Raw genomic sequence first — 26058 nt, 5'->3', positions numbered from 1 at the left:
CCTGCAATCTTGTGATATAAATCGGGAAATCGATGAATCGGGAGGGGCGGGGACGAAAGACCGGGCCGTGTCCCTTTTCACACATGGGGCGACATATCCGCAACGAAATCTTCCCGCATCCCTGCAACATCGGTGCCGGCATCTGGCCGTCGCTGGGCGTTGAATTTGAAAGCCTGCAGTAAGCAATGGAAAAAAGCCTAGCGCGTTATATTTGGTCGAATACCCGGCTGGAGCAGATGTGGATACTGCTGGTCGTCGCGGCTTCGATGATCCCGTACTTCCTGTCCTTCGACCTGCCGAAGCAGATCGTCAACGGGCCGATCCAGGGCAAAGGTTTCGAGCATCCCGGCGATACGCAGACTTTCATGCATGTCGCCTTCGACATGCCGCTGATCGGCCACATCGAAGTGTTTCATGGCGTACAGCTTACCCGCGTGTGGATGCTGGTCTCGCTGAGCCTCGTGTTTCTGGCGCTTGTCGTGCTCAACGGCCTCTTCAAGCTCTACATCAATACCTACAAGGGCCGGCTCGGCGAGCGGATGTTGCGGCGTATCCGCTTCGAGCTGATCGATCGCGTGCTGCGGTTTCCTCCGGCCCATTTCAAGCGGGTGAAGCCTGCGGAAATCGCCACCATGATCAAGGACGAGGTGGAGCCGATGGGCGGCTTTACCGGGGATGCCTTCGTTCAGCCCGCCCTTCTCGGCGGCCAGGCCGTGACTGCCCTTGTCTTCATCATCATGCAGAATTTCTGGCTCGGCATGATCGCCGCCGCCATCGTCGCCGTGCAGGCGATCGTCATTCCACGCATGCGCAGGCGGTTGCTGGAACTCGGCCGCCAGCGCCAGCTGACGGCGCGCGAACTTTCCGGCCGCGTCGGCGAGATCGTCGACGGCATCGGCACGATCCATGCCAACGACACCACGAATCTGGAGCGCGCCGACATCGCTCACCGCCTCGGGCTGATTTTTTCGATCCGCTACGATCTCTATCAGTGGAAGTTTCTGGTGAAGTTCATCAACAACTTCCTTGCTCAGGTTACGCCGTTCCTGTTCTACCTGATCGGCGGTTTCCTGGCGCTGCAGGGGCGGCTGGACATCGGTCAGCTCGTCGCGGTCATCAATGCCTATAAGGACCTGCCCGGACCGCTCAAGGAACTGATTGACTGGGATCAGTCGCGCCAGGACGTTCAGGTCAAGTACAATCAGGTGGTCGAGCAGTTCAGCGTCGATAATCTGATCGATTCGAAGATCCAGGTGGTTTCCCCCGCGCCGGCGGGCCGCATCACCCATTCGCTCGTTGCGACCAATCTGACGGTGGTCGACGACAGCGGCGCACGCGTGCTCGATCACGTATCGGTCGAGATTCAACCCGGCGAGAAGGTGGCGATCGTCGGCGACAGCGGTGCCGGCGGCGAATATCTCGCCGAGGCATTCGGACGGCTGATATGGGCGGACAGCGGCCGTGTCTCGATCGACGGGCAGGATATTCTGGAATTGCCGGAATCGATGACGGGACGGCGCATCGCCTATGCGTCGTCGGAGACGTTCTTCTTCCACGGCACCTTGCGCAGCAATCTGCTCTATGCCCTCAAGCACGCGCCGCTCATCCCTCCGGTCTACACCGAAGACGAGGCCCTGAAGGAAAAATGGCGCGTAATGGAAGCGCGGCGCGCGGCCAATCCGGAATTCGACCTCAACAGCGATTGGGTCGATTATGCCGCTGCGGGCGCGACGGGTCCGGATGATATCTATTCCGCGATCCGCCCGGTTCTCGATGCCGTCGCCATGTCCCAGGATATCTTCGACATGGCGTTGCGCTCGAACGTCGATGCCGCGGCCCATCAGGATCTGACGTCGCGCATCGTCGAGCTGCGGCAGGCATTGCGGTTGCAGCTCGAAGAGGAGAAGCTGGAAGATCTTGTCGTTCCCTTCCGCTTCGACGCCTATAACCAGCAGGCGACGGTCGGCGAAAATCTGCTGTTCGGCACATTGAAGCGGCCGCAGATGACCAACCGCAAGCTGGCTGCGAATCCTTACTTCCAGCAGATATTCGCCGAGACCGGACTCGTGTCCGATTTGTACGATATGGGCTTGGAGATCGCCGAGAACGCGGTCGAGCTCTTCACCGACCTGCCGCCGGATCACCCCTTCTTCCAGCAGCTGACCTTCATGACGGCGGAGGATATCCCCACCTACGAGGCGCTGCTGCAGAAGCTGAACGGCAAGGGCTACGAGGCGGCGACGGATGACGAGCGCGCGGCCATCATCCGCCTCAGCTTTTCCTATATCGAGCCGCGCCACCGCTTCGGTCTGCTGACGCAGGTGCTGATGGAAAAGATCGTGCAGGCGCGTGCGAAGTTCTACGAGAATATTCCGGCGGATCTTGCCAGCGTGATCGAGCGCTACGATCCGGAGCGTTTCACCGCTTCCGCGACGCTGATGGACAACGTCCTGTTCGGTCGCATCGCCCATCAGCAGGCCAATGCGCCGGAGCGCATCCATCAGATCATGTACGATGTCTTCGGGCGTCTGGGCATGCATGACAGCGTCCTGTCGATCGGCCTGGATTACGATGTCGGCTCCGGCGGCAAGCGCCTGACGAACGTGCAGCGCCAGAAGCTCAATCTCGGGCGCGCGCTTCTGAAACGGGCGGACTACATCATCTGCAATCGTCCGCTGCCGGCGCTCGACCATCGCGTTCAGGATCAGATCGCCAGGGCAATCCTGGGAAAACTCGACAGCGACGGCTACGCGCCGGCGATCGTCTGGGTACTTTCCAACCCGAGCTTTGCCGAATTGTTCGACCGCGTTCTTGTCTTCGACCATGGAAGCCTTGTCGAAAGCGGGTCCAGCACCGATCTTTTGGAGAAAAACGGTATGTTCAAAGAACTGTTATCGTAATATCCTATCTCGACAGTGCGTCTGGGGCCGAACACTGGGGGTATCGAAGTCCATGCTTCTGAAGGACGAAGTTGAAATGCTGAAGCGGGTGCCGATTTTTTCGCGCATCGCGCCTGCGAAATTGAAGCTTTTGGCGTTTACGTCCGATCGCGTCAGCTACAATGCTGGCCAAACTCTGTTTCATCAGGGCGATCAGGGCGATGCGGCCTATGTTGTTCTTTCCGGAACTGCTGATATTCTCGTCGATAGCCCAGCCGGCGAGATCAAGGTTGCCGAAGTCGACCTCAATTCCATCGTCGGCGAGATCGCCATCCTCTGCGACGTCTCCCGTACCGCCACTGTAAAGGCCACATCGAGGCTCGAAGCCCTGAAGATCAGCAAGGAGCATTTCCTGAAGCTGCTCAGCGACTTTCCGGAAATGGCCGTCGAAATCATGCGTGTGCTCGCCGACCGCCTCAACCATACGACCTCCGAACTGACGGCCGTTCGCAGCCGGCTCGACCAGCCGCAGCCGATGTCCACCCATTGAGATCGAAATGCCGGCCATCCGCGCGCCTTGAGCGGCGGGCGGCGCTATTCCAGGCAGCATGAAGACGGGTGCGATCCGGCCAATCGGCAAGGGGCGCCATGTCGGCCTTGAAGGATAGATTACCGGCAGGGCCATCTGTTTATTGTTATGACGCGATGCCAGCCGCGACATCGAGCATCGAGAACCCCGCGGGATAGCGGGGCCGAACCCGATTTTACCTGATGCTTCAGAGCAAGCCGCGCCCGGCGAGATTGCGCATCAGGTGCGACGCGCCGAAGATCCAGGGCGCGCACTCCGTCGACAGCAGCACGCGGTTCCGCAATGAGCCGAGTTTGTCGTTGGAGATGGTAACGATGTCGCCGACCTTATGGGTGAACCCCTGTCCGGGCGTATCGCGGTCTTCGACCGGTGCGAAAAGCGTTCCCATGAACAGCACGAACCCATCGGGATACTGGTGATGGCGGCCGATGGTCTGGGCGACGAGGTCAAGGGGATCGCGGCTGATTTCCTTCATCGACGAGCGGCCGTGCAGCACATAGCCATCCTCTCCTTCGACCTTCAGGTCGAGTTCGGCGTTGCGCACGTCGTCAAGGCTGTAAGTTTCGTCGAACAGGCGGATGAACGGTCCGATCGCGCAGGACGCGTTATTGTCCTTCGCCTTGCCGAGCAACAGGGCGGACCGGCCCTCGACATCGCGCAGGTTGACGTCGTTGCCGAGCGTGGCGCCCTTGACCCTGCCGCCGCTGTCGACGGCGAGCACGATTTCCGGCTCGGGATTGTTCCATTTGGAGATCGGATGCAGGCCGACATCCGCACCGGGACCGACCGAGGACATGACCTGCGACTTGGAAAAGACTTCCGCATCGGGCCCGATGCCCACTTCGAGATACTGCGACCAGACACCTTCCTCGATCAGGGCTGCCTTGACCTTGGCGGCTTCGGGAGACCCGGCCTTGAGGTTGCGCAGGCTATCGCCGATCAGGGCAGTCACCTTGCCGCGGATCGATTCGGCAAGATCCGGATTGCCGGCGGCGCGCTCCTCGATGACGCGCTCCAGCATCGAGCGGGCGAAGGTGACGCCGCAGGCCTTGATCGCCTGCAGGTCGATGGGGGCGAGAAGGTGGATGGCCAATTCATTGGCCCTGGCCGCCAGCAATTCGTCGAGCCTGGCGATGGCCTCGCCTTTCTGCGCGCGAACGAAAGCAACCGGATCGTTCTTCTCCAGCAGGTCGCGCATGGTCGGCGCTTCCTTGGAGGTGATGTCGCAAAGCATGCCGTCCCGAATGGTGACGAGGGCAGGGCCTTTCACGTCCGGGCGCCAGATGCGGCCGACGAAGGTTCCGGTGTTGAATGTCTCCGAGCTCGCCATGTCGTTCGTCTCCTCCAGGCTGCGCGTGTTTCTAACGCAGTCCTTCGTGCTTTGCCATCGATTATCGATGCGCCATCTGCCGCGTTCCGGATTTTCAGGTTTCCGGACCGGCCAGAGACGTAAGGCCCCGCGGCGGCGCCGCGAGGCCTTTTGGCCGCAAGCCGGGAGAGAATGGCTTTAGGCGGCCTGAACCTTGCGGCTACCGCGTGCCCATTCCGGCAGCCAGTCGCCGTGGGCCGCCAGGAGGTCGTCCACCAGCGACCAGATCTGATCGAGATCGAGTTCGGCTGCCGTGTGCGGGTCCATCATCGCCGCATGGTAGATATGCTCGCGATTTTCGGTCATCAGAGCCTTCACGGTCAGCTCCTGCACGTTGATGTTGGTGCGGATGAGAGCCGTCAGCTGCGGCGGCAGATCGCCGACATAGGTCGGCTGGATGCCGGACGCATCGACGAGGCAGGCAACTTCGGCAGCGCAATTGGTCGGCAGCGACGTGATGCAGCCATTGTTGCGGACGTTGCCGTAGATGACGGAGGGTTCGCCGGTCCAGACCGAATTGATGATCGAGGATGCGTACTCCTTCGATTGCTTGACCTCGATCTTCTCGGCCGTGCGATATTCCTCGGCCTGGTTCTTCCAGCGCGCTACCTGCTCGATGCAGCGTTTCGGATATTCGTCGAGCGGGATGCCGAACTTCTCGATCAGGTCTTCACGGCCTTCCTTGATGAAGTAGGGCGTATATTCGGCGAAGTGCTCCGAGCTTTCGGTGACGAAATAGCCGAGGCGGGTCAGCATCTCGTAGCGCACCTTGTTCGGGCAGCGCGGATTCCAGCCGGGCTTCGGCGCGCGTCCTTCGCGATAGGCGCGGACGAGATCCGGATAGAGATTGCGGTAGGAACCATCCGGCTGGCGATGCTCGAATTCGAGATAGAAGGCCATGTGGTTGATGCCGGCCGAGCGGTAGCGGATTTCCTCGTAGGGAATGTCGAGATCGTGCGCCAGTTCCATCGCCGTGCCCTGCACGGAATGGCAAAGCCCGACCTGCTTGATCGTCGGGTATTTCTCGCCGATCGCCCAGGTGTTGATCGCCATCGGGTTCACATATTGCAGCATGATCGCGTTCGGGCAGACGGCGAGCATGTCCTCGCAGATCTTCCACAGGTGCGGAACCGTGCGCAGGCCGCGCATGATGCCGCCGACGCCGAGCGTGTCGGCGATCGTCTGGCGCAGGCCGTATTTCTTCGGCACCTCGAAATCGGTGACGGTGCATGGTTCGTAACCGCCGATCTGGAAGGCGACGACGACGAAGTGGGCGCCGTCGAGCGCCTTGCGCTGGTCGGTGAAGGTTTCCACGGTCGCGGAGGCGCCGAGGGTCGAGGCCAGCTTGCGAGCCACGATGGCGCTTTCCTCGAGCCGCTGCGGATTGATGTCCATCAGCGCGATCCTGGCGCCTGCCAGCGCGGGGCGCTGCAAGACGTCGCCGATGATATTCTTCATGAAGACCGTCGAGCCGGCTCCGATGAACGTGATCTTGGGAGTGCCTGTCATGTAAAATCTCCTGAAATGCTTAGGAAGCTACCTCGAACGCCGCTCTGACAAGGCGTTCGGTGTAAGCGGTCTTGGGATGCGACAGAACCTGTTCGACCGGCCCTTCCTCCATGATCTTGCCATGCTGCATGACGATGACGCGGTGGCAAAGGGCGCGGACGACCTTGAGGTCGTGTGATATGAAGAGGTAGCTCAAGCCCCTCTCGTCCTGCAGCTTGCGCAGGAGGTCGATGATCTGTGCCTGAACGGAAAGATCGAGCGCGGAGGTCGGCTCGTCGAGCAGAATGAACTCCGGCTCCAGCGCGATGGCGCGGGCGATCGCGATGCGCTGGCGCTGGCCGCCGGAAAACTCGTGCGGGAAGCGCGAGAGAATGTTGGCCGGCATGCCGGCGCTGACGAGCGCCTCCTTGACGCGCTCCAGGCGCTCGGCCCTGTTGGCGCCGAGATTGTTGACCACCAGCCCCTCCGAAATGATCTGGCCGATGGTCATGCGTGGATTGAGCGATGAGAACGGGTCCTGGAAGACAATCTGCATGCGCGAGCGCAATGGCCGCATTTCGGCGCGCGACCGGCCATGGATCGGCTGCCCGTCGAAATAGATCTCGCCGCCATCGGCATCGATGAGGCGCAACAGTGCCTGGCCGAAAGTGGTCTTTCCGGAGCCGGATTCGCCGACCAGACCCAGCGTCTCGTGACGGCGAAGCTCGATATTGAGGCCGTCGACGGCGACGAGCTCACGCATGTCGGGCTTGAAGAAGCTGCCGTGACGCAGCATGAAGGCGACCTTGACGGACTTGCCTTCGAGGACGGTGTCGCAGTTCGGCGGCAGCGGCTTTGCCTGCCCGCGCGGTTCGGACGTCAGCAGATGCTGCGTATAGGGATGCTGCGGATTGGCGAAAAGCGCCTCGGTCGTGTTGTGTTCGCGCATCTCGCCATGCTGCATCACATAGACGTAGTCGGAAAACCGGCGCACGACCGTCAGGTCGTGGGTGATCAGGATCACCGCCATGCCGAGCTGCTTCTGAAGGTTGCGGATGAGGTTCAGGATCTGCGCCTGCACGGTGACGTCGAGCGCGGTCGTGGGTTCGTCGGCAATCAGGACGTCCGGATCGTTGGCGAGCGCCATGGCGATCATCACGCGCTGGCGCTGGCCGCCGGACAGCTGATGCGGATATTGCTTCAGCCTCGCTTCCGGATCGGGGATCTGCACCTGCTTCAGCAATTCGAGGGCCCGCTTTTCCGCGTCGCGGCGGCTGACCTTGCGATGCACGCGGATCGCCTCGACGATCTGGCTGCCGATCGTATAGATCGGATTGAGCGAGCTCATCGGCTCCTGGAAGATCATCGAGATGCGGTCGCCGCGCAGCTGCCGACGCGCCCTCTCGGAAAACCTCAGCACATTCTTGCCATCGTAGTGGACGGCGGACTTGTCCGAAACCACGGCGCGCTTGGTCAGCAATCCCATGACCGTGCGCGCCGTCACCGACTTTCCGGAGCCGGATTCGCCGACGATGGCGATGGTTTCGCCGCGATAGAGCTGGAACGAGATATCCTTGACGGCATCGACCATGCCGTCCTCGACCTTGAATTTGACGGCGATATTGCGCGCGTCGATGATCGGCGAGACCGCTCTGTCGCCGGCGTCGAGGCGGATGTCGGGAGCGAAGGGATTGACGAGTGCAAGAGCCATATCCGGTCTCCTCTCAATAGGGGTCGATCGCGTCGCGCAGGCCGTCACCGAGCGCGTTGAAGGCGAAGACGGTGATCAGAACGAAGCCGACGGGCGAGAGAATCCAGGGATAGGAGCCGATGACCGAGTAGGTCGACGTATCCTGCAGCATCAGGCCCCAGGAAATCAGCGGCGGCTTGACGGCGAAGCCGAGGAAGCCGAGGAAGGACTCCAGCAGCACCACGCTCGGGATCGCCAGCGTCACCGCGACGATGACGTGGCTCATGACGTTCGGAAAGATATGCTGGAGAATGATGCGCCGATCGGTGGCACCCACCGCCATCGCGGCGCGGACATAGTCGATCCTCGCCAGCGCCAGCGTCTTGCCGCGCACCTCGCGCGACATCTGCGCCCAGCCGAGGGCCGACATGACGACGATGACGAACGCGAGGAACACGTTGGTCGGCGCCGTGACCGGGATCAGCGATGTCAGCGCGAGGTAGAGCGGCAATTGCGGGAAGGCCAGAACCACTTCGACGAAGCGCTGGATCCAGGCATCGACCGTCCCGCCGAAATAACCCGAGATCATCCCGACCGTGGTGCCGACGATGGTGACGATGGCAACGACCGTCAGGGCGATCATCAGCGAGATACGCGAGCCGTAGATGGCGCGCGACAGCACGTCCCGGCCGAACTTGTCCGTGCCGAGGAAATGGACCGGGCCGCCGTCGGTCGCTCCGAAAAGATGGCGGTCGCCGGGGATCAGGCCGAAGAGATAGTAGGGGTCGCCCTTGACGAAGAAGCCGAGCAGGCGCGGATTGTCGTAATCCGGCCCCACGATCGGCTGGAATGTCACGGGGTCGAGATCGGAGGTCTCGACGAGCGCATAGACCCGCGGCTGGAAGACGAGGTTGCCGCCCTTGTCGTGAAAGCTCATGACCTGCGGCGGCGCGAAGCCGGTGTCCGTCGCTTTCGGATCGAGCGGCGCGATGAATTCGGCGAAGGCGGCCATCAGGAGCAGCAGGATAACCAGGGTCAGGCCACTCATGCCGGTCCAGGAACGCTTCAGGCGGCGCCAGACCAGTGCGATGTAGCTCTCACTGCCGCTCTTATGCTTGATTTTCTCGTCCGATGGGGCCGGGGAGCTGTTGAAGGCGAGCATTAGTGAATCCCTCCCTGTTGACGCACGCGCGGATCGAGCAGGGCAAGCAGCATGTCGGCGATGATGTTGCCGATGATGAGGGTCGCCGAAAGCACCATCATGAAGGTGGCCGTGACGTAGACGTCACCGACCGCCATCGAGCCGACGATGGCCGGCCCCACGGTCGGCAGCGTGAAGATGATTGCGGTTTCGATCTCGCCGGTCAGCATGTAGGGCAGAACCACGCCCTGATACATGACAAGCGGATGCAGCGCGTTGGGAACGGCATGGCGCATGACGACCGCGCCGCCGGAAAGGCCCTTGGCGCGCGCGGTCTCGACATATTGGGCGTTCAGCGTGTCGAGCAGGTTGCCGCGCATGACGCGCATGTTGTAGGCGAGCCCGCCGAAGGTGGCGATGGCGACGACCGGCCAGACATGCTTGACCAGATCGGCGAACTTCGCCCAGGACCATGGAGCGCCGCCATATTGCGGCGAGAAGAAGCTGCCGATTTCAGAGACGTTCAGCTGGAAGACGAGGATGTAGACGATGATCAGCGCCATCAGAAAGCGCGGCACCGTCATGCCGAGGAAGGAAATGCCCGACAGCAGGCTGTCGATCCAGCTATATTGCCGCGTTGCAGCCCATATGCCGAAACCGATGCCGAGGATGGATGCGAAGATATGGCATACCAGGGCCAATGCCAGCGTCCGCGGCAAGCGCTCGCCGACGACATCGGCAACGGGCTTGTTGTAGAACATACTGTAGCCGAAATCGCCCCTGGTGACGATGCCGCCGATCCAGTTGACGTATTGGATGACAATCGGCTTGTCGAGTCCGTGCTCATGGCGATAGATCTGCGCCTGCTCATCGGCTTGCGCGAAGGACGCGCCGCCCTGGTTCATCAGCTGCGAGCGGATGTAATCCGCATAGTCGCCCGGCGGTGCCTGGATGATGGCGAAAGTCACCACGCTCAGGATGAAGAGCACGGGAATGGCGGATGCTATGCGAACGAGCAGGAATCGTAACATCGGACGGTTCGCTTCTCTTGATGCTGTCGGCGGCAGTCTCGATCCTTCAGGACGATATGCGCCAGCGGTTCATTCTTCCCCGGCAAGGGCTGGTCGCCGGAATGTTCTGGACCTCCATGGCAGCCGGCGTCATATCGGCTGCCATGGATGGCTTCGATCGAGCCTACTTGATCGGGCCGGCGCTGCCCGGCGCGCCCGGAAGCTCCTCGGGGAACAGCTCGTACTTTCCTTGCTTGTCTGCGGCCACCCAGAGGCGTTCGCGCATGATGGAGTCTTCCGCCCAGTTGAACAGGAAGATCGGCGTGCCCGGGGGGACGTTGGAGAAGCGCTTGTTGATGATCAGCGCGCCCGGATATTCGGTCAGGCCGATATTGTAGAGATGCCCGGTCGATATCTTCTGGAACTGCTTCATCAAGGCCACGCGTTCGTCGTTGTCCTTCGACGTGGTGAACTTGTTGACGATATCGGCCATGTCCTTTTCGAAGGGCATCAGGTCCAGCTGCCCGCTCTCGGGCGCGCGGTGGTTCCAGCTCGTGCGCGGGCCGACCGGAGCAAGCTGCTCGGTATTCTGCACGACCGAAGCCAGTTCCGTGCTGTTGCGGCGGACCATCCAGTCGAAGCGGCCGCTATAATTGGCGTCGTCGCGCTTCGGGCCATCGAGCGCATTGATGATGACGCGCAGACCGAGCTTTTCCATCTGGGCGACGACGCCCTCGGCAAGGCTCTTGTCGGTGGTGTAATCGTTGCTGACCAGAAGCGTGATTTCCACATCCTTGCCGCCGTTGACGTCGGCAGGGAAGTTGACGATGCCGTCGCCATCGGTGTCCTTGAGGCCGGCCTTCGCAAGCTCGGCCTTGGCGCCGGCGAGGTCGAAGGGATAATAGACCGTGGAGTTGCGGTCATAGAAGGTGCTGCCGGAAGAAAGACCGCCCGGATAGATTGCCGTGAAAGGTCCCTTGACCAGCGAATCGCCGAGCGCCTTGCGGTCGAGCGCCATGGTCACGGCCTTGCGGAAATCCTCGTTGCGGTTCAACTCGCGCACGGCCTGGCCACGCGGGTCGGGATTGCCCCAGCCGTTGGCGGAGAAATTCATCTGTAGGTTATAGCCGATGAGGCGAGGACCGAAGGCGAGACGGGCCGGAGCATCGGGTTGTGCTGCACGCTTCAGCGAAGCGACGAAGTTTTCCGGCTGCTCGAGGTTCGAAAGATCCGCGGAGCCGGCAACGGCCTGCACGTCGCGATCTGCCCAGGTGGACAGCTTGTAGTGCAGCTCGTTGAGGTAAGGCAGTTGGTTGCCCTTCTCGTCGATCTTCCAGTAATAAGGATTGCGGCGCATGACGATGATGTCGTCGGAGCGGTATTCGACCGGCACCCAGGCGCCCATGACCGGAATGTTCATATATTCCGGCGGGAAGGCGTTCTTGAACTGGTCGTAGGTGTTCTTCGAATATTTCGGGTGCTGCGGCTTGAGGATGTGCGATGGACCCGGGCAAAAGTTCGGATAGGCCATCGTATAGAGATATTGCTTCGGGAAGGCGTCCTTGAAGGTCCATTCGATGGTGTAATCGTCGATCTTCTTCAGCGTCGTTCCTTCGCCGAAGGCTTCCGGCGATGCGCCGCCGCCAAGCGGCGAGACGTTCGGATCGATGACCTCGTCTTCCCAGTAGAACATGATGTCGTCGGCGTTGAACGGCACGCCGTCGGACCATTTCGCGCCTTCGATCAGGTGCATGGTGAGTTTGTGGCCGTCCGGCGACCATTCCCAGCTCTTGGCCAGATTCGGCAGCGGCTCGGTGTCCTTGGCCTCGACCTGGAACAGAGGCGCCGTGCGCGTCAGGCATTCGGATAGCCCGATATCGATCCCGCCCCAGCCCTGCGTCTGGCCGGCGCCGTAATTCCAGCCTTCCGGCCGTCCGCCGATGACGTGGCGCAGCGTGTCGCCGTAGACGCCGATGCCATCGGGCATATTGCCGGTCTTGTAGACCAGCGGCTCTTTCGGCAGACGATCCTTGACGGGCGGCAGCTTGCCGGTCTTGACGAACTTGTCGGTGACCCAGGCGGGTTCGTGATATTCAGGCAGCGCCTTGAACTCCAGGATGGAGCTGCGCTCGACATATTTGATCTTGCCTTCCGCCGGGAAAACCGGTGGCACGGGCGGCACTGTCGGCTCGGCTGCGTAAGCGCTGATGGCGATCGCGGATGTGGCAATCGTCAATGCGGCCAGAAGGCCGATCGGTCGAAAATGTCTCATCTTGTTCTCTCTCCCAAAATCGCGAGCGTTCCGTTCGAGGCCTCGCGTTCCTCCTTCGATACGGAAGGTGCCGATTATGGCGGGATATCCCCTGAAATCCCGCCGCAATCCTTATCTTCCGATCCGCATGCTCATTAACCGGCCTGCTTCAGGGCGGCTTTTTCCGCGCGCAACTCCTCGATCGAGCGCACGTTGCGGCTTGCCGCGCCCTTCCACTCGCGCGTCTTGACCTTGCCGCGCGACAGGCGCTCCTTCGCCCCTTCGACGGCATGGGCGTATTGCGGCAGCCAGCGTGCCTCGGCGACGACCATTTCGTCGACCATCTGCCAGACCTCCTCCGGCGTTGCAACGGCGCCGACCAGCGGGTCGTGCAGGACGGCGAGCTTCAACAGGTCGATATCGCCGCTGATGGCGGCATGCACCGACATGCGCTGAACGTTGATCGAGGAAATGCAGGTAGCCGCGCACGCCTCGGGCAAAGTGATGCCGGCGACCATGTTGATGCCGAAGCGATCGACGAAGCCGGGGGATTCGATAATGGCATCGGCAGGCAGGTTGGTGATGACGCCGTTGTTCTTGACGTTGAAGTGGCCGCGATAGACGCGGTTGGTTTCAAGCGCTTCGAGAATATGGCTGGCATGCTCGTTGGAGCGGCGGGCAGGGTCGATCGGCTGCGAGGCGCTGTCGAGGATCTGCTGGAATTCCGTCTCGAACCAGTTGCGCGTTTCGGTGGAGTGACGCAGATAGCCGCCGGTCTCGCCATGGATCCAGTCCGACATATCGATCCATTTGTTGATCTCGTCGGGACGCTTGCGATACCAGGGCAGGTATTCGGACAGGTGCCCGTTGCTCTCGGTGGAATAGACGCCGAAGCGCTTCAGCACGTCGATGCGCAGCTTCTCCTGCTGCGAAAAGACCGGGTGAGCCTCGAAGGCCGCGATCAGCTCGTCCTTGCCGATCTTGCGGCCATTGAGGCGCAGGTCGACGAACCAGGTCTGGTGGTTGATGCCCGAGCAGATATAGTCGAGTTCGCTCTTGTCCTTCGCGCCGAGCACTTCGGCGATCTGCTCGGCGCCGTGCTGGACGCCGTGGCAAAGGCCGATCGTGTCCACCTTGCCGTATTCGATGGCGGCCCAGGTGTTCATCGCCATCGGGTTGGCATAGTTCAGGAACTTCGCGCCGCTTTCGGCGACCTCGCGGATATCCTTGCAGAAATCGAGGATGACCGGAATGTTGCGCTGGCCGTAGAGTATGCCGCCGGCGCAAATGGTATCGCCGACGCACTGGTCGATGCCGTATTTCAACGGAATGCGGATATCCTCCGCATAGGCTTCCAGGCCGCCGACCCGCACACAGCTGATGATATAGCGCGCGCCTTCCAGCGCCTTGCGGCGATCCGTGGTGGCGGTGACGCGCGTCGGCAGCTTGTTGGCCTCGACGATCCGGTCGAGGATGGCCTTGATCATCGTCAGATTGTGCTCACTCATGTCCGTCAGCGCGAATTCGACGTCGCGGAATTCCGGCACGCAGAGAATATCGGTGAACAGTTTTTTCGTGAAGCCGACGCTGCCGGCGCCGATAATAGCGATTTTGAAACTCATGATCCTCACCTTCAAGTCGGTCGAACAAGCAGCGGCAGGGAAGATATCAGCATTTTCACCTCATGATCGCATCGGTTGCGAAACAGGCTGAAATCGTGGCTTTTTCTCCAATCGCCGGTCCTCATCGGCGGTCATGCGCTGTTTTCCGGCGGGGATTATGCCTATAATAATCTGGCCGAACAGAGAACTATTATGCTTTTAAGGGTAATTTTGTGCTGCAAGAATTGATCGAGAACGGACAGGTCATGCGAACGGTTTCCCTGCCGCGCGGACGCCACCGGCTGCATGCCATGCCGACCAGCGCCGGCTATGAAATCCGGCACAACGAACCCTACGATTGGGATGGCCGCCGCCGCGGCCAGACGCCGTTCACGGTGCTTCAGCACACCATCAGCGGCACCGGGCGGCTGCGCTACGAAAACCGCAGCTATCGTGTGAACCCCGGGGAAACGCTGCTCGTGCTCGTGCCGCACAATCATCGCTACTGGCTGGAGAAAGGGGAGCGCTGGGAATATTTCTGGATCTCGATGAACGGTGAGGAAGCCTTGCGCATCCATCGGCTGATTCTGGCCGCGGCCGGCCCCGTGCTGAAATTGCAGCAGGCGACCATCGATCACCTTGCCGATTGCAGCCTTCGGCTCGTCAAGGGCGCGGAGACGCCCGCCTCCGCCTCGGCCGTCGCCTACGAGGCGGCCATGGCGCTTTATGACGACGTCTTCGGTTCGCATGCCTTTGCCGCCGATCGCTCCGCCATGCAGATCGTCATCGACCATATCCATGCCAATCTCGACAAGCCGCTGCCCGTCGGCGAGCTTGCCAGGGTCAGCGGCCTCAGCCGTGCGCATTTCTCGCGCGTCTTTGCCGAAAGCGAGGGTGTGCCGCCGGCGGAATTCGTGCTGCAGCAGCGCATGCAGCGCGCGGCCAAGCTGCTGGCGAAGGCCGCCTTCATTCCGGTCAAGGAAGTGGCGATCATGTCCGGTTTCGACGACGCCAATTATTTTTCCAAGGTGTTTCGCCGCATCTACGGCATCAATCCGACGGAATTCCGCACGACCGGCATGTATGCCTCGGTGCGCAGCCCGGTCGAGGAAGCCAAGAATGGGCGCGGCCGGTAAGTTTGTGAGGCCACCGCGCCGGCAGCGGTTGCTCGCCGGGAAAATCGGAATCCGCCAACCGGTCGCATTGCGCGTCAGCGGCGAGCCTGTATAGATATCGCCCCGCGGCACCTGCGCCAGCCTCGCCGCGCGCCTGATTTTCCAAGCAACATCTGTTCGTCACCCGATGCGACGGGCTTAATCGATAGGATTGAATATGCGTTCTGTTGTCGCCTTCAACGAATCCTGGACGTTTCATGACGGGTTCTCATCCGAGAACGCCGGTCGCCTGCGGGAGGGGCAACCTGTCACGCTGCCGCATACGGCCGTCGAACTGCCCTTCAACTATTTCGACGAAAAATCCTATCAGCGCGCCTTCACCTATCAGAAAGTCCTGAACTGGGACGAGACCTTCGCCGGACGCGAGGTATCGCTGGTGTTCGATGCCGCCATGGCCGATGCGGTCGTCTATCTGAACGGCGAGCAGATTGTCGCCCACAAGGACGGTTACACGCCCTTCGAGGCTCGGCTGACCGGTCGGCTGCGCCACGGCGAAAACCTGATCACGGTCAAGATCGACGGCAGCGAGAACCCTGAGATCCCGCCTTTCGGCGGCCGAATCGATTATCTCACCTATGCAGGAATCTATCGCGACGTCTGGCTGAAGCTGGCCGCTCCCGTATCCGTCGCCAATATCAAGGTCGAGACGGACAACGTCCTGGCCGATCGCAAATCCGCGACGGTGCGTTGCGATTTCGCCAATCCGCAGAACCTGGATTTCAAGGGCAAGGTAACTGTCACCCTGCGTGACGCCGCCGGCACGGCCCTTGCCTCCCGGCAGGTGGAAACGCGCGGTGAGACCGTGACGCTCGCTTTCTCCGACCTTTCGGGCATTTCGCTTTGGGATATCGACAATCCCGTCCTCTACTCGGCCGAGGTGGATCTTGCGACAGATCACGGGACGGATCGCCATGTCGCGAGTTTCGGTTTTCGAACCGCGAGTTTTACGGCCGAGGGCTTCCTGCTGAACGGCAGGAAGCTGAAGCTGCGGGGCCTCAACCGTCATCAGGCCTTCCCCTATGTCGGTTATGCCATGGGCCGCTCGGCTCAGGAGCGCGATGCCGAGATCATGAAACGCACGTTGAAATGCAATATCGTGCGCACCTCGCATTATCCGCAGTCGAAATGGTTTCTCGACCATTGCGACCGCATCGGCCTGCTGGTTTTCGAGGAAATTCCCGGCTGGCAGCATATCGGCGACGAGGAATGGCAGCAGGAGTCGATCCGCAACGTGCGGCGCATGATCGAGCGCGACTGGAACCATCCCTCGATCGTCATCTGGGGCGTACGCATCAACGAGTCCCAGGACTCCCATGATTTCTACGCGGAGACCAACCGGCTGGCACGCGAACTCGATCCGACGCGCCAGACCGGCGGCGTTCGTTACATCACCGAGAGCGAAATGCTCGAGGACGTCTATACGATGAACGATTTCATCCTCGGCAACGAGGAACTGCCGGGCGTCAACCGGCCGCGTACGCCGCTGAGGCCGCAGCAGGAAAACACCGGTCTTTCAAGGGACGTACCCTATCTGATCACCGAGTTCGGCGGCCATATGTATCCGACGAAGATCTACGATCAGGAACAGCGTCAGGACGAACATGTGCGCCGGCATCTGGACGTCCTGAATGCCGCCTATGGCGATCCGTCGATCTCGGGCGCCATCGGATGGTGCATGTTCGACTACAATACCCACAGCGATTTCGGCTCGGGCGACCGCATTTGCTATCATGGCGTCATGGATATGTTCCGCGAGCCGAAATTCGCCGCCTACGTCTATGCCAGCCAGTGCGAGCCATCCGAAGAGATCGTCATGAAGCCGGTGACGATCTGGGCGCGGGGCGAGCGCAATATCGGCGGCGCCCTGCCGCTTCTGGTGCTGACCAATTGCGACGAGGTCGAGCTGCGGTACGGGTCGCTCACCAAGCGCCTCGGTCCGGACCGGGAGACTTTCCCGCACCTGCCGCATGCGCCCGTCGTTTTCGATCACCGTTCCTTCACCCAGGACGAACTCGGCGTATGGGGAATGGAATGGGAGGATGTACACTTTACCGGCTATATCGGCGGCAAGGTGGTGGCGGAGCAGCGCATGGTCGCCAATCCGCTTCCGACGACGCTTCAGGTCGAAGCCGACGCCGATACCTTGCGCGCAGGCGAGCGCGACACGGTGCGCGTCATCGTGCGCGCGCTGGATCAGGCCGGTTCGCGCCTGCCTTTCCTCAATGAAGCCATCACCATCAAGGTCGATGGTCCGGCGAAGCTCGTCGGGCCGGAAACGGTGGCATTCCAGGGCGGAACCGCGGGCTTCTGGCTGCAGGCGACCGGGGAGGCCGGCGTCGTCGAGCTCGGCGTCTCGTCTCCGCGCTTCGCCAAGCAAGGCCTGCGCTTGACCGCAAAATGAGCGGCCGTCCGGCTCCTGCCATCAGGCGGCCGAGCCGGCGATCTCCACCGTGGTTTGCGGGATCGACTGCAACAGCGTCTGCCGCGCCGAGGCGAGGTGCCGGCGGCAGGCGGCGTCGATCCTCTGCTGATCGCCGGATTGCAGGGCTTCGATATAGTCGAGATGTTCCGCTATGGCGCGGGCATTGCGCTCGCGGGCAAAGGCTTTGTTCCACTGGTAGTGATAGTGAAAAATGATGGCGATGACGTCGTAGAAATCGGCGATGAAGCGGTTCTTCGAGGCGCGATGGATGAGCAGGTGAAACTTCTCGTCGAGGCGCGAGAAATCGCGATAGTGCGTGTCGAAATCCTGAAGCAGCTCGTGATGCTCCCGCTCGATCGCCTCCAGATCCCTCCAGGCATGATGGCTGGGAGGCAGGCGGCCGAATTCGGCGGCGGAATGCAATTCGAACATTTCCCGCACGTCGGCAAGCTCGAGCGCGAATTCGCTGGTGAAACCCTTGAGAATCCAGTGGCTGTTCGGTCGCTTCTCGATCAGGCCGAAGCGGCTGAAGCGAATGAGGAATTCGCGCACGACGGAGGTGCCGGTGCCGATTTCGCGGGCCAGTTCCAGTTCGTTGATCTGCATGCCGGGCTGGGCTTCGTCGGACATGATGCGCATCATGAAGCTGCGCTCGATGATGTCGTGCAGTGAATCGGTTTCCTCCTTGGGGAAGAAATCGGCCTGGGTCGGCAGGCGCAGGACCGTCTTTTGCCGCTTGTTCCACAGAATGATTCCAGCGTCGCTGAGGCGCATCAGGATCGCGCGCGCCGTGCTGCGGCTGACGCCGAGCTCTGCGGCGATTTCAGGCTCGCTCGGCAGTTCGGTATCGGGCCGCAGGCGGGCCGTATAGCGATTGTACGCCTCCTTGAAGAGCGTGTTTTGCCTTGCCATTTCCCCCTCGCGTATCGTCGCCGCTCTTTGCCGGCGGCGCTGTCTGAACCATGTATCAATGGCAGTCAATTGCAGGAGCTGTGTCGAAATCGCGTTTTCCGCCATCCCCGGGCGGTCGGTGATTTCCTCGTTGACACCAAAATGTTTATTGTAGATAAAAAACAAAATCAATTGGCGATGGATGTTGGGAGCTTCCGGTAATGCCGATGAGCAGGGAGGTAGTGGGAATGGCTACGCTTGAATCCTGCAGCCGGAGTGCAGCCGTCAACCTGAGATGCGGCTTTATTGCCTCACGCCAATAGATATCGCGCAACGTGACGATGGCGAACCCGTCGAGCCATATGCGACGGGACTTGAAGTGACCGTCATCACAAGGGAGAGGTGATGAAGACAAGAACGATCGGCAGGACGGGACTTGAAGTCACCGAAATTAGCTTCGGCGCTGCGGCGCTGGGCGGCCTTTATCGCGCCTGCCCCCGCGACCAGGCGATGGAGACCCTGCAGGCCGCCTGGGATAGCGGCATCCGCTATTTCGATGTCGCGCCCTGGTATGGCTTCGGTCTCGGCGAACGGCGTGTCGGTGATTTTCTGCGCGATCAGCCCGAAGACAGCTATGTGCTGTCGACCAAGGTCGGCCGTATCATGCGTCCGGTGCCGAGCGACAAGGTGCCGAATTACGGCTATGTCGACCCGCTGCCTTTCGATGCCGATTACGATTACTCCTACGACGGCATCATGCGCTCGGTCGAGTTCAGCTATGCCCGTCTCGGGCTCAACCGCATCGATATCCTCTACGTTCACGATATCGGCGGCTATACCCACGGCAAGGCTCTCAACGAGCGCTATCTCGGGCAGCTGCTCGGCTCCGGGCTGAAGGCTCTGGAGGAGCTGAAGTCGTCCGGCGCGATCAAGGCTTACGGTCTCGGCGTCAACGAGGTGCCGGTCTGCCTGGACGTGATGCATGCGGCCGATATCGACTGCATCCTGCTGGCCGGCCGCTACACGCTGCTCGACCGCTCGGCCGTTGCCGCGCTGTTGCCGCTTTGCGAGAAAAAGGGAACGTCGCTGGTCGTGGGTGGCGTCTTCAATTCCGGCATTCTGGCGACCGGCCCCGTACCCGGAGCACATTTCGATTACCTGCCGGCATCGCCGGATATTCTGGCCAAGGTCGGGGCGATGGAGGAGATCGCCCGCAGGCATGGTATACCGCTTGCCCAGCCGGCGCTGCAGTTCCCGTTGCGCAATCCCTGCGTGGCTTCGGTTCTGATCGGCACGGCAAAGGCAGCAAGTCTTGAGCGCAATATGCAACTCGTGGAGCCTCGGCTTCCCGACAGCCTCTATGCGGAATTCGAAGGATTGACCCTGGTTGCGCCTCCGTTGGGAGACGAGGCGATCCGCGTCTAGCAGACAGCAGCTATCGGGCCGTCGGGAGAGGCGGCTTCGAGGAGGAGGAAAACCTGTTTTGGCGCCGGCGGCCATTGCCGCGGCGCGATGCGTGCCGCCCGAGGCGTCACGATACCGAGCCGTAAGCGTTCAGCGGCGGGTGTGCAGGAAAGCAGAGCGCGTTGAGAGGAGAAGCAGATGAAAATTGCCAAGTCACTTCTGTCCCGCCGCAGCTTTGCCGGCCTTGCCGGCGCTGCCATCATCGCAATGGCGATGCCGGTGCAGTCCTTCGCAGCCGACGTGACCATTCCGATCATCGTCAAGGACACGACATCCTTCTACTGGCAGATCGTTCTTGCCGGGGCCCGCCAGGCGGGCAAGGATCTCGGCGTGAAGGTGCCGGAGCTCGGCGCTCAGTCCGAAGCCGATATCAACGGCCAGATCAGCATTCTCGAAAACGCCGTTGCCGGCAAGCCGGCTGCGGTCGTGATCGCACCGACCGAGTTCAAGGCGCTCGGCAAGCCCGTGGATGAAGCCGCCAAGTCCGTGCCGGTCGTCGGTATCGACTCAGCCGCCGATTCCAAGTCTTTCGTCTCGTTCCTGACCACCGACAACGTCCAGGGCGGCCGCATCGCTGCCGACGGTCTTGCCGCCGCGGTCAAGGGAATGACCGGCAAGGAAGAGGGTGAGATCGCCATCATCACCAGCCTGCCCGGCGTCGGCTCTCTCGACCAGCGCCGTCAGGGCTTCCTGGAAGAGGTCAAGAACAAGTATCCGGGCCTCAAAGTCGTCGCTGACAAATATGCCGATGGCCAGGCAACCACCGGCCTCAACATCATGACCGACCTGATCACGGCCAACCCGAAGCTCGTCGGCGTCTTCGCCTCCAACCTGATCATGGCCCAGGGCGTCGGCCAGGCGATTGCCGAAAACAAGCTCGGCGACAAGATCAAGGTCATCGGCTTCGACAACGACGACAAGACTGTCGGCTTCCTGAAGTCGGGTGTTCTTGCCGGCCTCGTGGTGCAGGACCCGTATCGCATGGGCTATGACGGCATCAAGACGGCGCTCGCCGCTTCCAAGAAGGAAAAGGTCGAGGCCAATGTCGACACCGGTGCCAATCTCGTCACCAAGGCGAATATGAGCGATCCGAAGATCGACGCCTTGATCAACCCGAAGGTCAAGTAAGGCTTGAGGCCGCGCCCGAGGCATCGGGCGCGGCTTTTTCGTCTGACCGCTTTCCAAAAGCGGCCGCGCGGCGATGCGAGAGGGAGGAGACCTCATGACGAGCCTTGAAGAAATCAGCCATCGGCACGACGATACCGTCAAGACGGAAGCAAGCCGTGTTCCGGCAGGCTCGCCTATTCTCGAACTCAAGGGACTGCAGAAGCGCTACGGCTATGTCGAGGCGCTGAAGCCGGCGACGATCACATTCCTGGCCGGGGAAATTCATGCGATCGTCGGTGAAAACGGCGCGGGCAAGTCGACGCTCATCAAGCTCCTGACGGGTGTGATCACGCGCACGGCCGGCGAAATCTTCTGGTGCGGTCATCCGGTCGCGCTGGCAACGCCGAACGAGGCGATCGCACGCGGTATCAATGCCGTGCATCAGGAGGTGGTGCTTTGCCCGCATCTGACGGTCGCCGCCAATCTCTTTCTCGGCGACGAGGTCAATCGTTTCGGTCTGATGCGCAAGAAGCAGATGGTCGCCCTGGCCCAGACGGTGCTCGACGATCTCGGTTTCGGATTGCCGGCCGGCGAACTCCTGAGCTCGCTCACCATCGGCCAGCAACAACTGGTCGCGACCGCGAGAGCGGCGATGCGCGGCACGCAATTTCTGATTTTCGACGAGCCGACCGCCTATCTCACCCGCCAGGAATCGGCGCAGTTGTTCAAGCTGATCCGCCGCCTGCAGAGCGAAGGCATCACGATCGTCTATATCAGCCACCGCATGGAAGAGGTGTTCGAACTGGCCGATCGCGTCTCCGTGCTGCGCGATGGCACGCATGTCGGGACCCGTTCGATCTCCGAAACGAACGAGGACGAATTGATCAAGCTGATGATCAATCGTTCCATCGAACAGATCTACCACAAGGAGGAGATTCCGATCGGCGATACCATCCTTGAGGTGCGCGGCCTTTCCGGCCCCGGCTTCGAGAATGTTTCGCTGAGCGTTCGCGCCGGCGAGATCGTCGGCCTTTACGGGCTGATCGGTGCCGGCCGCAGCGAATTCGCCCTCGGTCTATATGGGCGTCAGCCGCTCTCCTCGGGGGAAATTTACTGGCAGGGACGCAAGGTCGATATCCGCAACGAGCGCGATGCGATGGAGCTCGGCATTGCGCTGGCGCCGGAAAGCCGCCGCGATCAGGGGCTCTGCCTCAACCTGCCGATCGGTCTCAACATCAATCTGCCCGTTTTCAAGCGGCTGAGCCGTGGTCCGATCATCGACAACAAGCGTGAGGCTGCCAACGCCGACCAGCAGATCCGCGGCCTCAGCATCAAGACGCCGAGCCGGCGGGTTCTGGTCTCCGCCATGTCCGGCGGCAATCAGCAGAAGGTAGTGATCGGCAAGTGGCTGAGCCACGGTGCAAAGCTGTTCATCTTCGACGAACCGACGGTCGGAGTCGACGTCGGGACCAAGGCGGAGATCTACCGCCTGTTCGCCAACCTGCTGCGCGACGGAGCGGGCATCATCGTCATCTCCTCCTATCTGCCGGAGGTCTACGAGCTTGCCGATCGTCTGCATGTCTTCCGCCACGGCCAGCTGGTCGCCAGCCATGATTTTCACGCCGCGACGCATGAGGTGGTCCTTGGCGAGGCAATCGGCGTCTAAACGATAAGAAACTCGAAAGAGGGAGAACAAGAATGGCCGCGAACACCACAGAGGGCCCGACCGTCGCGCCGCGACGCAAGATGAACATCCTCTTCAGCCTGACGCTGATCCTGCTCCTGCTGGCGCTCTGGGTTCTGCTCGGCTTCTGGACGGACAAGTTCTGGACCCCGCTCAACATCACCAACCTCATGCGCCAGGGGTCGATGACGGCCATCCTCGCATTGGGGCAGACCTTCGTCATCATCACAGCCGGCATCGACCTCTCCGTCGGCGCGATCGTCGGCTTCTGCACGGTCATCGTCGCCTGGCTGCTTCAGGCGGGATTTCCGGTCTGGGCCGCCATCCTCATAACCCTGCTGTTCGGAGTGCTGATCGGCGCTTTCCATGGTTTCGGCATCGTGCGCATGGGCCTGCCACCCTTCATTATCACGCTGGCGACGCTGACATCGCTGCGCGGCATCGGCTTGCTCATCACCAACGGCTCGACGATCAATATCGTCAACGACGATTTCACCAATTTTGCCGTCGCCGACTTCCTGGGCATTCCAAGTCTGTTCTGGATGGTGATCCTGGTCGCGATCCCGGCCGTTGTCTTCCTGCATCTCAGCCGCTGGGGCCGCTATCTCTTTGCGGTCGGCTCGAACCGCGAAGCGGCGCGCCTTTCAGGCGTCAACGTCAACGGGATGATCTATCTCGCCTATATCCTGTCGGGTGTTTGCGCCGCCTTCGTCGGCGTGCTGCTGGCCTCGCGCATCGCGATCGGCAACGCCACGCAGGCCGATGGTTGGGAACTGCAGGCGATCGCCTCTTCGGTCATCGGCGGAACCAGCCTGTTCGGCGCGGTCGGCTCCGTCTACGGGCCGCTGATCGGCGCCTTCATTCTTGCAACCATCAACAACGGCGCCAATCTGCTGAACCTGAATTCCTTCTGGCAACGCATCATCACCGGCGCGCTGATCATCGTCATCGTCTATTTCGATCAGCTGCGGCGCCGACGCATGTAAGGTTGAATCTCATAGTCATGCCGGCGAGGGGCGAGCCCGTCGCCAGCTGACATTCCGCAGCAGATTGCGCAGCGGTTTTTCAACCAGCTCATAGGCGAATATTCCGAGCAGGGTTCCGGATATCATTCCGAGAAAGGCCACGACATCTGATGGGATCGGTGTCGATGCCGCAAGCTTGACGATAACCGAGATCGCCAGCGTGTGCCACAGGTAGATGGAATAGGAACCGTTGCCGAGATAGGTGAGCGGCGCGATCTGGGGCAGCCTGCCGCCGCGCTCGATAGAGACCATGCCCAATACCAACGCTATGGCGAGCGGGCCGCATGTCAGCTCGTCGAAGTCGAGGCCGAGGATCTCGATCGCGGCGAAACCGGCGATCGCGGCCACGACGAGGGCAAGCCCGAGGCCGGGTCCGGGAATATTTCCCTTCAGCCAAAGCTGCCCCAGAACCGCGCCGGCCGCGAATTCGAGGATGATCGGCCTGGTATAAGTGATGGGCAAGGGCGACTGCGGGTGGATAAGGGCTCCGGCGACGACGAAGGCGGCAAAGACGGCGATCAGGCTGCCAAGACGCAGGCGTCGCGGCAGCAGCAGGCAGGCTGCGAAGATCACGTAGAAGAACATCTCGAAATTCAGCGTCCAGCCCTGCACCAGCACCGGCCAGATCTCGCCATTGCTCGGCGAGCGGACCGGGATGAACAGCAGCGAGCCGAGGATATGGCCTGCAGTCAGTTTCATGTTCGGAAACAGGCCGACGGCCGCTCCGCCGATCATGATGGCGGTGACGATCCAGTAGGACGGCGCTATTCGCTGCAGGCGGTCGAGCACGAAACGCAACGGCGTCACAGGCCGGCGCTCGCTCATGGTCCACATGATGAAGCCGCTGATCACGAAGAAAACGTCGACGCCCGCCGCCCCGATGCGGAAATGACCGCCGCTGCGCTCTGTCGCATGAAACAGCACGACCGCAAGAGCGGCAAGGGCGCGAAGATATTGAATGCCGTATAGCGTTTTCATCGGCCCGCCCGCGGCTCCCAATTGACGGGCGGCGCAAATTCCATGCGCTCGCCGGCCGGCATCTGTGCGCTTGCCGGTGCCCGCATCCGCTTCGAGAGCTTGCCCGCGGTGAAATAAAACAGGAAGGAGCCGACATGATACGGATTGAGGATATCGATCTCCACGAAGGACCGGATCAGCAGCAAGGTGGCGACGCCCAGCAGCACGTAGGATTCGTCGTTTCTGATATCGCTGAGGAAGCGATTGATGTGGCCGACGAAAGCGGTCAGCAGGATCGAGGCGAGCAGGACCACGCCGATGAGCCCGGTTTCCACAGTCGTTTCGATATAGGTGTTGTGGAAGTGGAAACCCGCGCGGGAGGCTATGTAAAACTCCTGCCATAGCCGTTCAGGCTCGGAAAAGCCCTGGACCCAGTAAGCCTGGTAGCCGACCCCGAAAAAGGGATTCTGCATCGCCGCCGCGATGCCCTGCTGCCAGAGATAGGTGCGGCCCGTGAGCGTGGAATCCTTGCCGAAGGCGCCGAGTACGAGATCGACCGCACCGAGATAGACGCCGGCAACCGCCAGGACGACGCCGGAGATGGCCACGGTCATGAACAGCTTCTTGCGCTGTTTCGGCGAGAGGAAGAGGATGACGCGCAGGCTGACACACAATGCCACGACCAGCCCCGTCGTCAGCACCGATGTCGCCGACTGCGATGCGAGCAGGCAATAGGCCGACAGAAGCCCGGCAATTCCTGCGCCCAACATCCAGATCCGCCGCTCGCCGAGAACGAAAACGGCGGCGAAGGCAAAATAAATGCCGAGCGAGGCGTAGAAGCCGAGCTGGTTCTTGGAGTCGAAGGCGCCGACGAAGCTGTAGGTTCCGTCGATGGGGTCGTAAGCGTAATAGCCGAACAATATCGAATAGATGAGCACGAGGCCGGTTCCGGCGATCGCTCCGCGCGAGAGCGTGCGGATATCGAGCGTGCGCATGGCGACCAGGGCGCAGAAGATGTGCGTCATATACTGGATTGCCGCTCGCGCGGTCACAGAGGGGACGACCGACCAGAAGATCGACAGGCAGGTGAAGATGCCGAAGGCGAAAAGCCAGAGCTGTTTCTGATAGCTGCCGAGCACATTGCGGTAATCCATCAGCACCAGCGGAAACCACAGCGCGTAGTAGAGCAGGATGGAAGGCTGGCCGAAGTGCGAGGAATAGGCGAAGACGAAAAAAGAAAGCGCAATCGCCACCATGCCATAGGTGGCGTTGCTGCCGGGACGGACAAAGATCGATTTGGCTATCCGCATCGATT

18 protein-coding genes are annotated in these 26058 nt (G+C 61.2%); 8 read left to right on the top strand and 10 right to left on the bottom strand.

Translation table 11 applies throughout. The annotated features are described in order from the left end of the window. The first annotated feature begins 185 nt into the window (after nucleotides 1-185). Nucleotides 186-2900 (top strand): ABC transporter ATP-binding protein, encoded by a 2715-nt coding sequence (locus tag ACJJVH_RS25860; RefSeq protein ID WP_113384112.1) that lies wholly within the window; start codon nucleotides 186-188, stop codon nucleotides 2898-2900. Nucleotides 2901-2952: 52 nt separating this feature from the next. Beyond that, entirely contained in the window at nucleotides 2953-3429 is a 477-nt protein-coding gene (locus tag ACJJVH_RS25855) for a cyclic nucleotide-binding domain-containing protein (protein WP_112798757.1), read from the top strand. Nucleotides 3430-3655: 226 nt separating this feature from the next. Here ACJJVH_RS25855 and ACJJVH_RS25850 read toward each other — a convergent pair whose 3' ends face one another. From ACJJVH_RS25850 to ACJJVH_RS25820, 7 genes are all read right to left on the bottom strand, one after another. Beyond that, nucleotides 3656-4798, bottom strand: a complete 1143-nt coding sequence (locus tag ACJJVH_RS25850) for a fumarylacetoacetate hydrolase family protein (RefSeq protein WP_412065511.1) — start codon at nucleotides 4796-4798, stop codon at nucleotides 3656-3658. 177 nt (nucleotides 4799-4975) lie between these two features. Next, on the bottom strand, nucleotides 4976-6346 hold the full coding sequence (locus ACJJVH_RS25845) for an alpha-glucosidase/alpha-galactosidase (RefSeq protein ID WP_112798754.1): 1371 nt from the start codon (nucleotides 6344-6346) through the stop codon (nucleotides 4976-4978). Between the two features lie 19 nt (nucleotides 6347-6365). Beyond that, nucleotides 6366-8036, bottom strand: coding sequence for an ABC transporter ATP-binding protein (locus ACJJVH_RS25840; RefSeq protein ID WP_113357309.1), 1671 nt, complete (start codon nucleotides 8034-8036; stop codon nucleotides 6366-6368). Nucleotides 8037-8049: 13 nt separating this feature from the next. Further along, complete coding sequence (locus tag ACJJVH_RS25835) at nucleotides 8050-9177, bottom strand: ABC transporter permease (protein ID WP_412065510.1); 1128 nt, start codon at nucleotides 9175-9177, stop codon at nucleotides 8050-8052. Beyond that, entirely contained in the window at nucleotides 9177-10187 is a 1011-nt protein-coding gene (locus tag ACJJVH_RS25830) for an ABC transporter permease (protein ID WP_112798748.1), read from the bottom strand. The genes ACJJVH_RS25835 and ACJJVH_RS25830 overlap by 1 nt, the downstream gene beginning before the upstream one ends. 163 nt (nucleotides 10188-10350) lie before the next feature. Further along, nucleotides 10351-12438: an ABC transporter substrate-binding protein gene (locus tag ACJJVH_RS25825; RefSeq protein ID WP_412065509.1), complete on the bottom strand. Its 2088-nt coding sequence runs from the start codon at nucleotides 12436-12438 to the stop codon at nucleotides 10351-10353. A 134-nt stretch (nucleotides 12439-12572) separates the two neighbouring features. After that, on the bottom strand, nucleotides 12573-14039 hold the full coding sequence (locus tag ACJJVH_RS25820; RefSeq protein ID WP_113357311.1) for an alpha-glucosidase/alpha-galactosidase: 1467 nt from the start codon (nucleotides 14037-14039) through the stop codon (nucleotides 12573-12575). A 212-nt stretch (nucleotides 14040-14251) separates the two neighbouring features. On the opposite strand from ACJJVH_RS25820, the gene ACJJVH_RS25815 reads away from it, so the two are divergent. Both ACJJVH_RS25815 and ACJJVH_RS25810 read left to right on the top strand, forming a co-directional pair. Beyond that, nucleotides 14252-15154, top strand: coding sequence for an AraC family transcriptional regulator (locus ACJJVH_RS25815; protein WP_113393354.1), 903 nt, complete (start codon nucleotides 14252-14254; stop codon nucleotides 15152-15154). Between the two features lie 196 nt (nucleotides 15155-15350). After that, the gene (locus tag ACJJVH_RS25810; protein ID WP_412065508.1) at nucleotides 15351-17594 is read left to right on the top strand and encodes a glycoside hydrolase family 2 protein; all 2244 of its coding nucleotides are present in this window, start codon (nucleotides 15351-15353) and stop codon (nucleotides 17592-17594) included. 21 nt (nucleotides 17595-17615) lie between these two features. Here the strand turns inward: ACJJVH_RS25810 and ACJJVH_RS25805 are convergent, their stop codons facing one another. Further along, nucleotides 17616-18527, bottom strand: coding sequence for a GntR family transcriptional regulator (locus ACJJVH_RS25805; protein ID WP_112800144.1), 912 nt, complete (start codon nucleotides 18525-18527; stop codon nucleotides 17616-17618). A 384-nt stretch (nucleotides 18528-18911) separates the two neighbouring features. Between ACJJVH_RS25805 and ACJJVH_RS25800 the strand changes: the two genes are divergently transcribed. The 4 genes from ACJJVH_RS25800 (at nucleotide 18912) to ACJJVH_RS25785 (ending at nucleotide 23747) form a co-directional block, all read left to right on the top strand. Next, entirely contained in the window at nucleotides 18912-19931 is a 1020-nt protein-coding gene (locus tag ACJJVH_RS25800) for an aldo/keto reductase (protein ID WP_412065507.1), read from the top strand. Nucleotides 19932-20108: 177 nt separating this feature from the next. Then, nucleotides 20109-21098, top strand: coding sequence for an ABC transporter substrate-binding protein (locus tag ACJJVH_RS25795; protein WP_112798738.1), 990 nt, complete (start codon nucleotides 20109-20111; stop codon nucleotides 21096-21098). A gap of 94 nt (nucleotides 21099-21192) precedes the next feature. After that, entirely contained in the window at nucleotides 21193-22743 is a 1551-nt protein-coding gene (locus ACJJVH_RS25790) for a sugar ABC transporter ATP-binding protein (protein WP_112798736.1), read from the top strand. 32 nt (nucleotides 22744-22775) lie between these two features. Continuing rightward, on the top strand, nucleotides 22776-23747 hold the full coding sequence (locus ACJJVH_RS25785; RefSeq protein ID WP_112798734.1) for an ABC transporter permease: 972 nt from the start codon (nucleotides 22776-22778) through the stop codon (nucleotides 23745-23747). A gap of 15 nt (nucleotides 23748-23762) precedes the next feature. Here ACJJVH_RS25785 and ACJJVH_RS25780 read toward each other — a convergent pair whose 3' ends face one another. Beyond that, nucleotides 23763-24764, bottom strand: coding sequence for an acyltransferase family protein (locus ACJJVH_RS25780; RefSeq protein WP_412065506.1), 1002 nt, complete (start codon nucleotides 24762-24764; stop codon nucleotides 23763-23765). Further along, nucleotides 24761-26053, bottom strand: a complete 1293-nt coding sequence (locus ACJJVH_RS25775) for an O-antigen ligase family protein (protein WP_113503219.1) — start codon at nucleotides 26051-26053, stop codon at nucleotides 24761-24763. Before ACJJVH_RS25775 ends, ACJJVH_RS25780 begins: the two co-directional genes overlap by 4 nt. Between the last annotated feature and the right edge of the window lie 5 nt (nucleotides 26054-26058).

Source organism: Rhizobium sp. SYY.PMSO, from assembly GCF_046840415.1.
Classification (GTDB): Bacteria; Pseudomonadota; Alphaproteobacteria; order Rhizobiales; family Rhizobiaceae; genus Rhizobium.
The sequence above is the reverse complement of the archived record's forward strand: the minus strand, read 5'-3'. Positions and strand labels throughout refer to the sequence as shown.

Coding starts and splice junctions, on each gene's coding strand:
- ACJJVH_RS25825 (WP_412065509.1), bottom strand. CDS start 12,438: ATGAGACATTTTCGACCGATCGGCCTTCTGGCCGCATTGACGATTGCC.
- ACJJVH_RS25775 (WP_113503219.1), bottom strand. CDS start 26,053: ATGCGGATAGCCAAATCGATCTTTGTCCGTCCCGGCAGCAACGCCACC.
- ACJJVH_RS25790 (WP_112798736.1), top strand. CDS start 21,193: ATGACGAGCCTTGAAGAAATCAGCCATCGGCACGACGATACCGTCAAG.
- ACJJVH_RS25780 (WP_412065506.1), bottom strand. CDS start 24,764: ATGAAAACGCTATACGGCATTCAATATCTTCGCGCCCTTGCCGCTCTT.
- ACJJVH_RS25860 (WP_113384112.1), top strand. CDS start 186: ATGGAAAAAAGCCTAGCGCGTTATATTTGGTCGAATACCCGGCTGGAG.
- ACJJVH_RS25800 (WP_412065507.1), top strand. CDS start 18,912: ATGAAGACAAGAACGATCGGCAGGACGGGACTTGAAGTCACCGAAATT.
- ACJJVH_RS25795 (WP_112798738.1), top strand. CDS start 20,109: ATGAAAATTGCCAAGTCACTTCTGTCCCGCCGCAGCTTTGCCGGCCTT.
- ACJJVH_RS25840 (WP_113357309.1), bottom strand. CDS start 8,036: ATGGCTCTTGCACTCGTCAATCCCTTCGCTCCCGACATCCGCCTCGAC.
- ACJJVH_RS25810 (WP_412065508.1), top strand. CDS start 15,351: ATGCGTTCTGTTGTCGCCTTCAACGAATCCTGGACGTTTCATGACGGG.
- ACJJVH_RS25805 (WP_112800144.1), bottom strand. CDS start 18,527: ATGGCAAGGCAAAACACGCTCTTCAAGGAGGCGTACAATCGCTATACG.
- ACJJVH_RS25785 (WP_112798734.1), top strand. CDS start 22,776: ATGGCCGCGAACACCACAGAGGGCCCGACCGTCGCGCCGCGACGCAAG.
- ACJJVH_RS25855 (WP_112798757.1), top strand. CDS start 2,953: ATGCTTCTGAAGGACGAAGTTGAAATGCTGAAGCGGGTGCCGATTTTT.
- ACJJVH_RS25835 (WP_412065510.1), bottom strand. CDS start 9,177: ATGCTCGCCTTCAACAGCTCCCCGGCCCCATCGGACGAGAAAATCAAG.
- ACJJVH_RS25830 (WP_112798748.1), bottom strand. CDS start 10,187: ATGTTACGATTCCTGCTCGTTCGCATAGCATCCGCCATTCCCGTGCTC.
- ACJJVH_RS25845 (WP_112798754.1), bottom strand. CDS start 6,346: ATGACAGGCACTCCCAAGATCACGTTCATCGGAGCCGGCTCGACGGTC.
- ACJJVH_RS25820 (WP_113357311.1), bottom strand. CDS start 14,039: ATGAGTTTCAAAATCGCTATTATCGGCGCCGGCAGCGTCGGCTTCACG.
- ACJJVH_RS25850 (WP_412065511.1), bottom strand. CDS start 4,798: ATGGCGAGCTCGGAGACATTCAACACCGGAACCTTCGTCGGCCGCATC.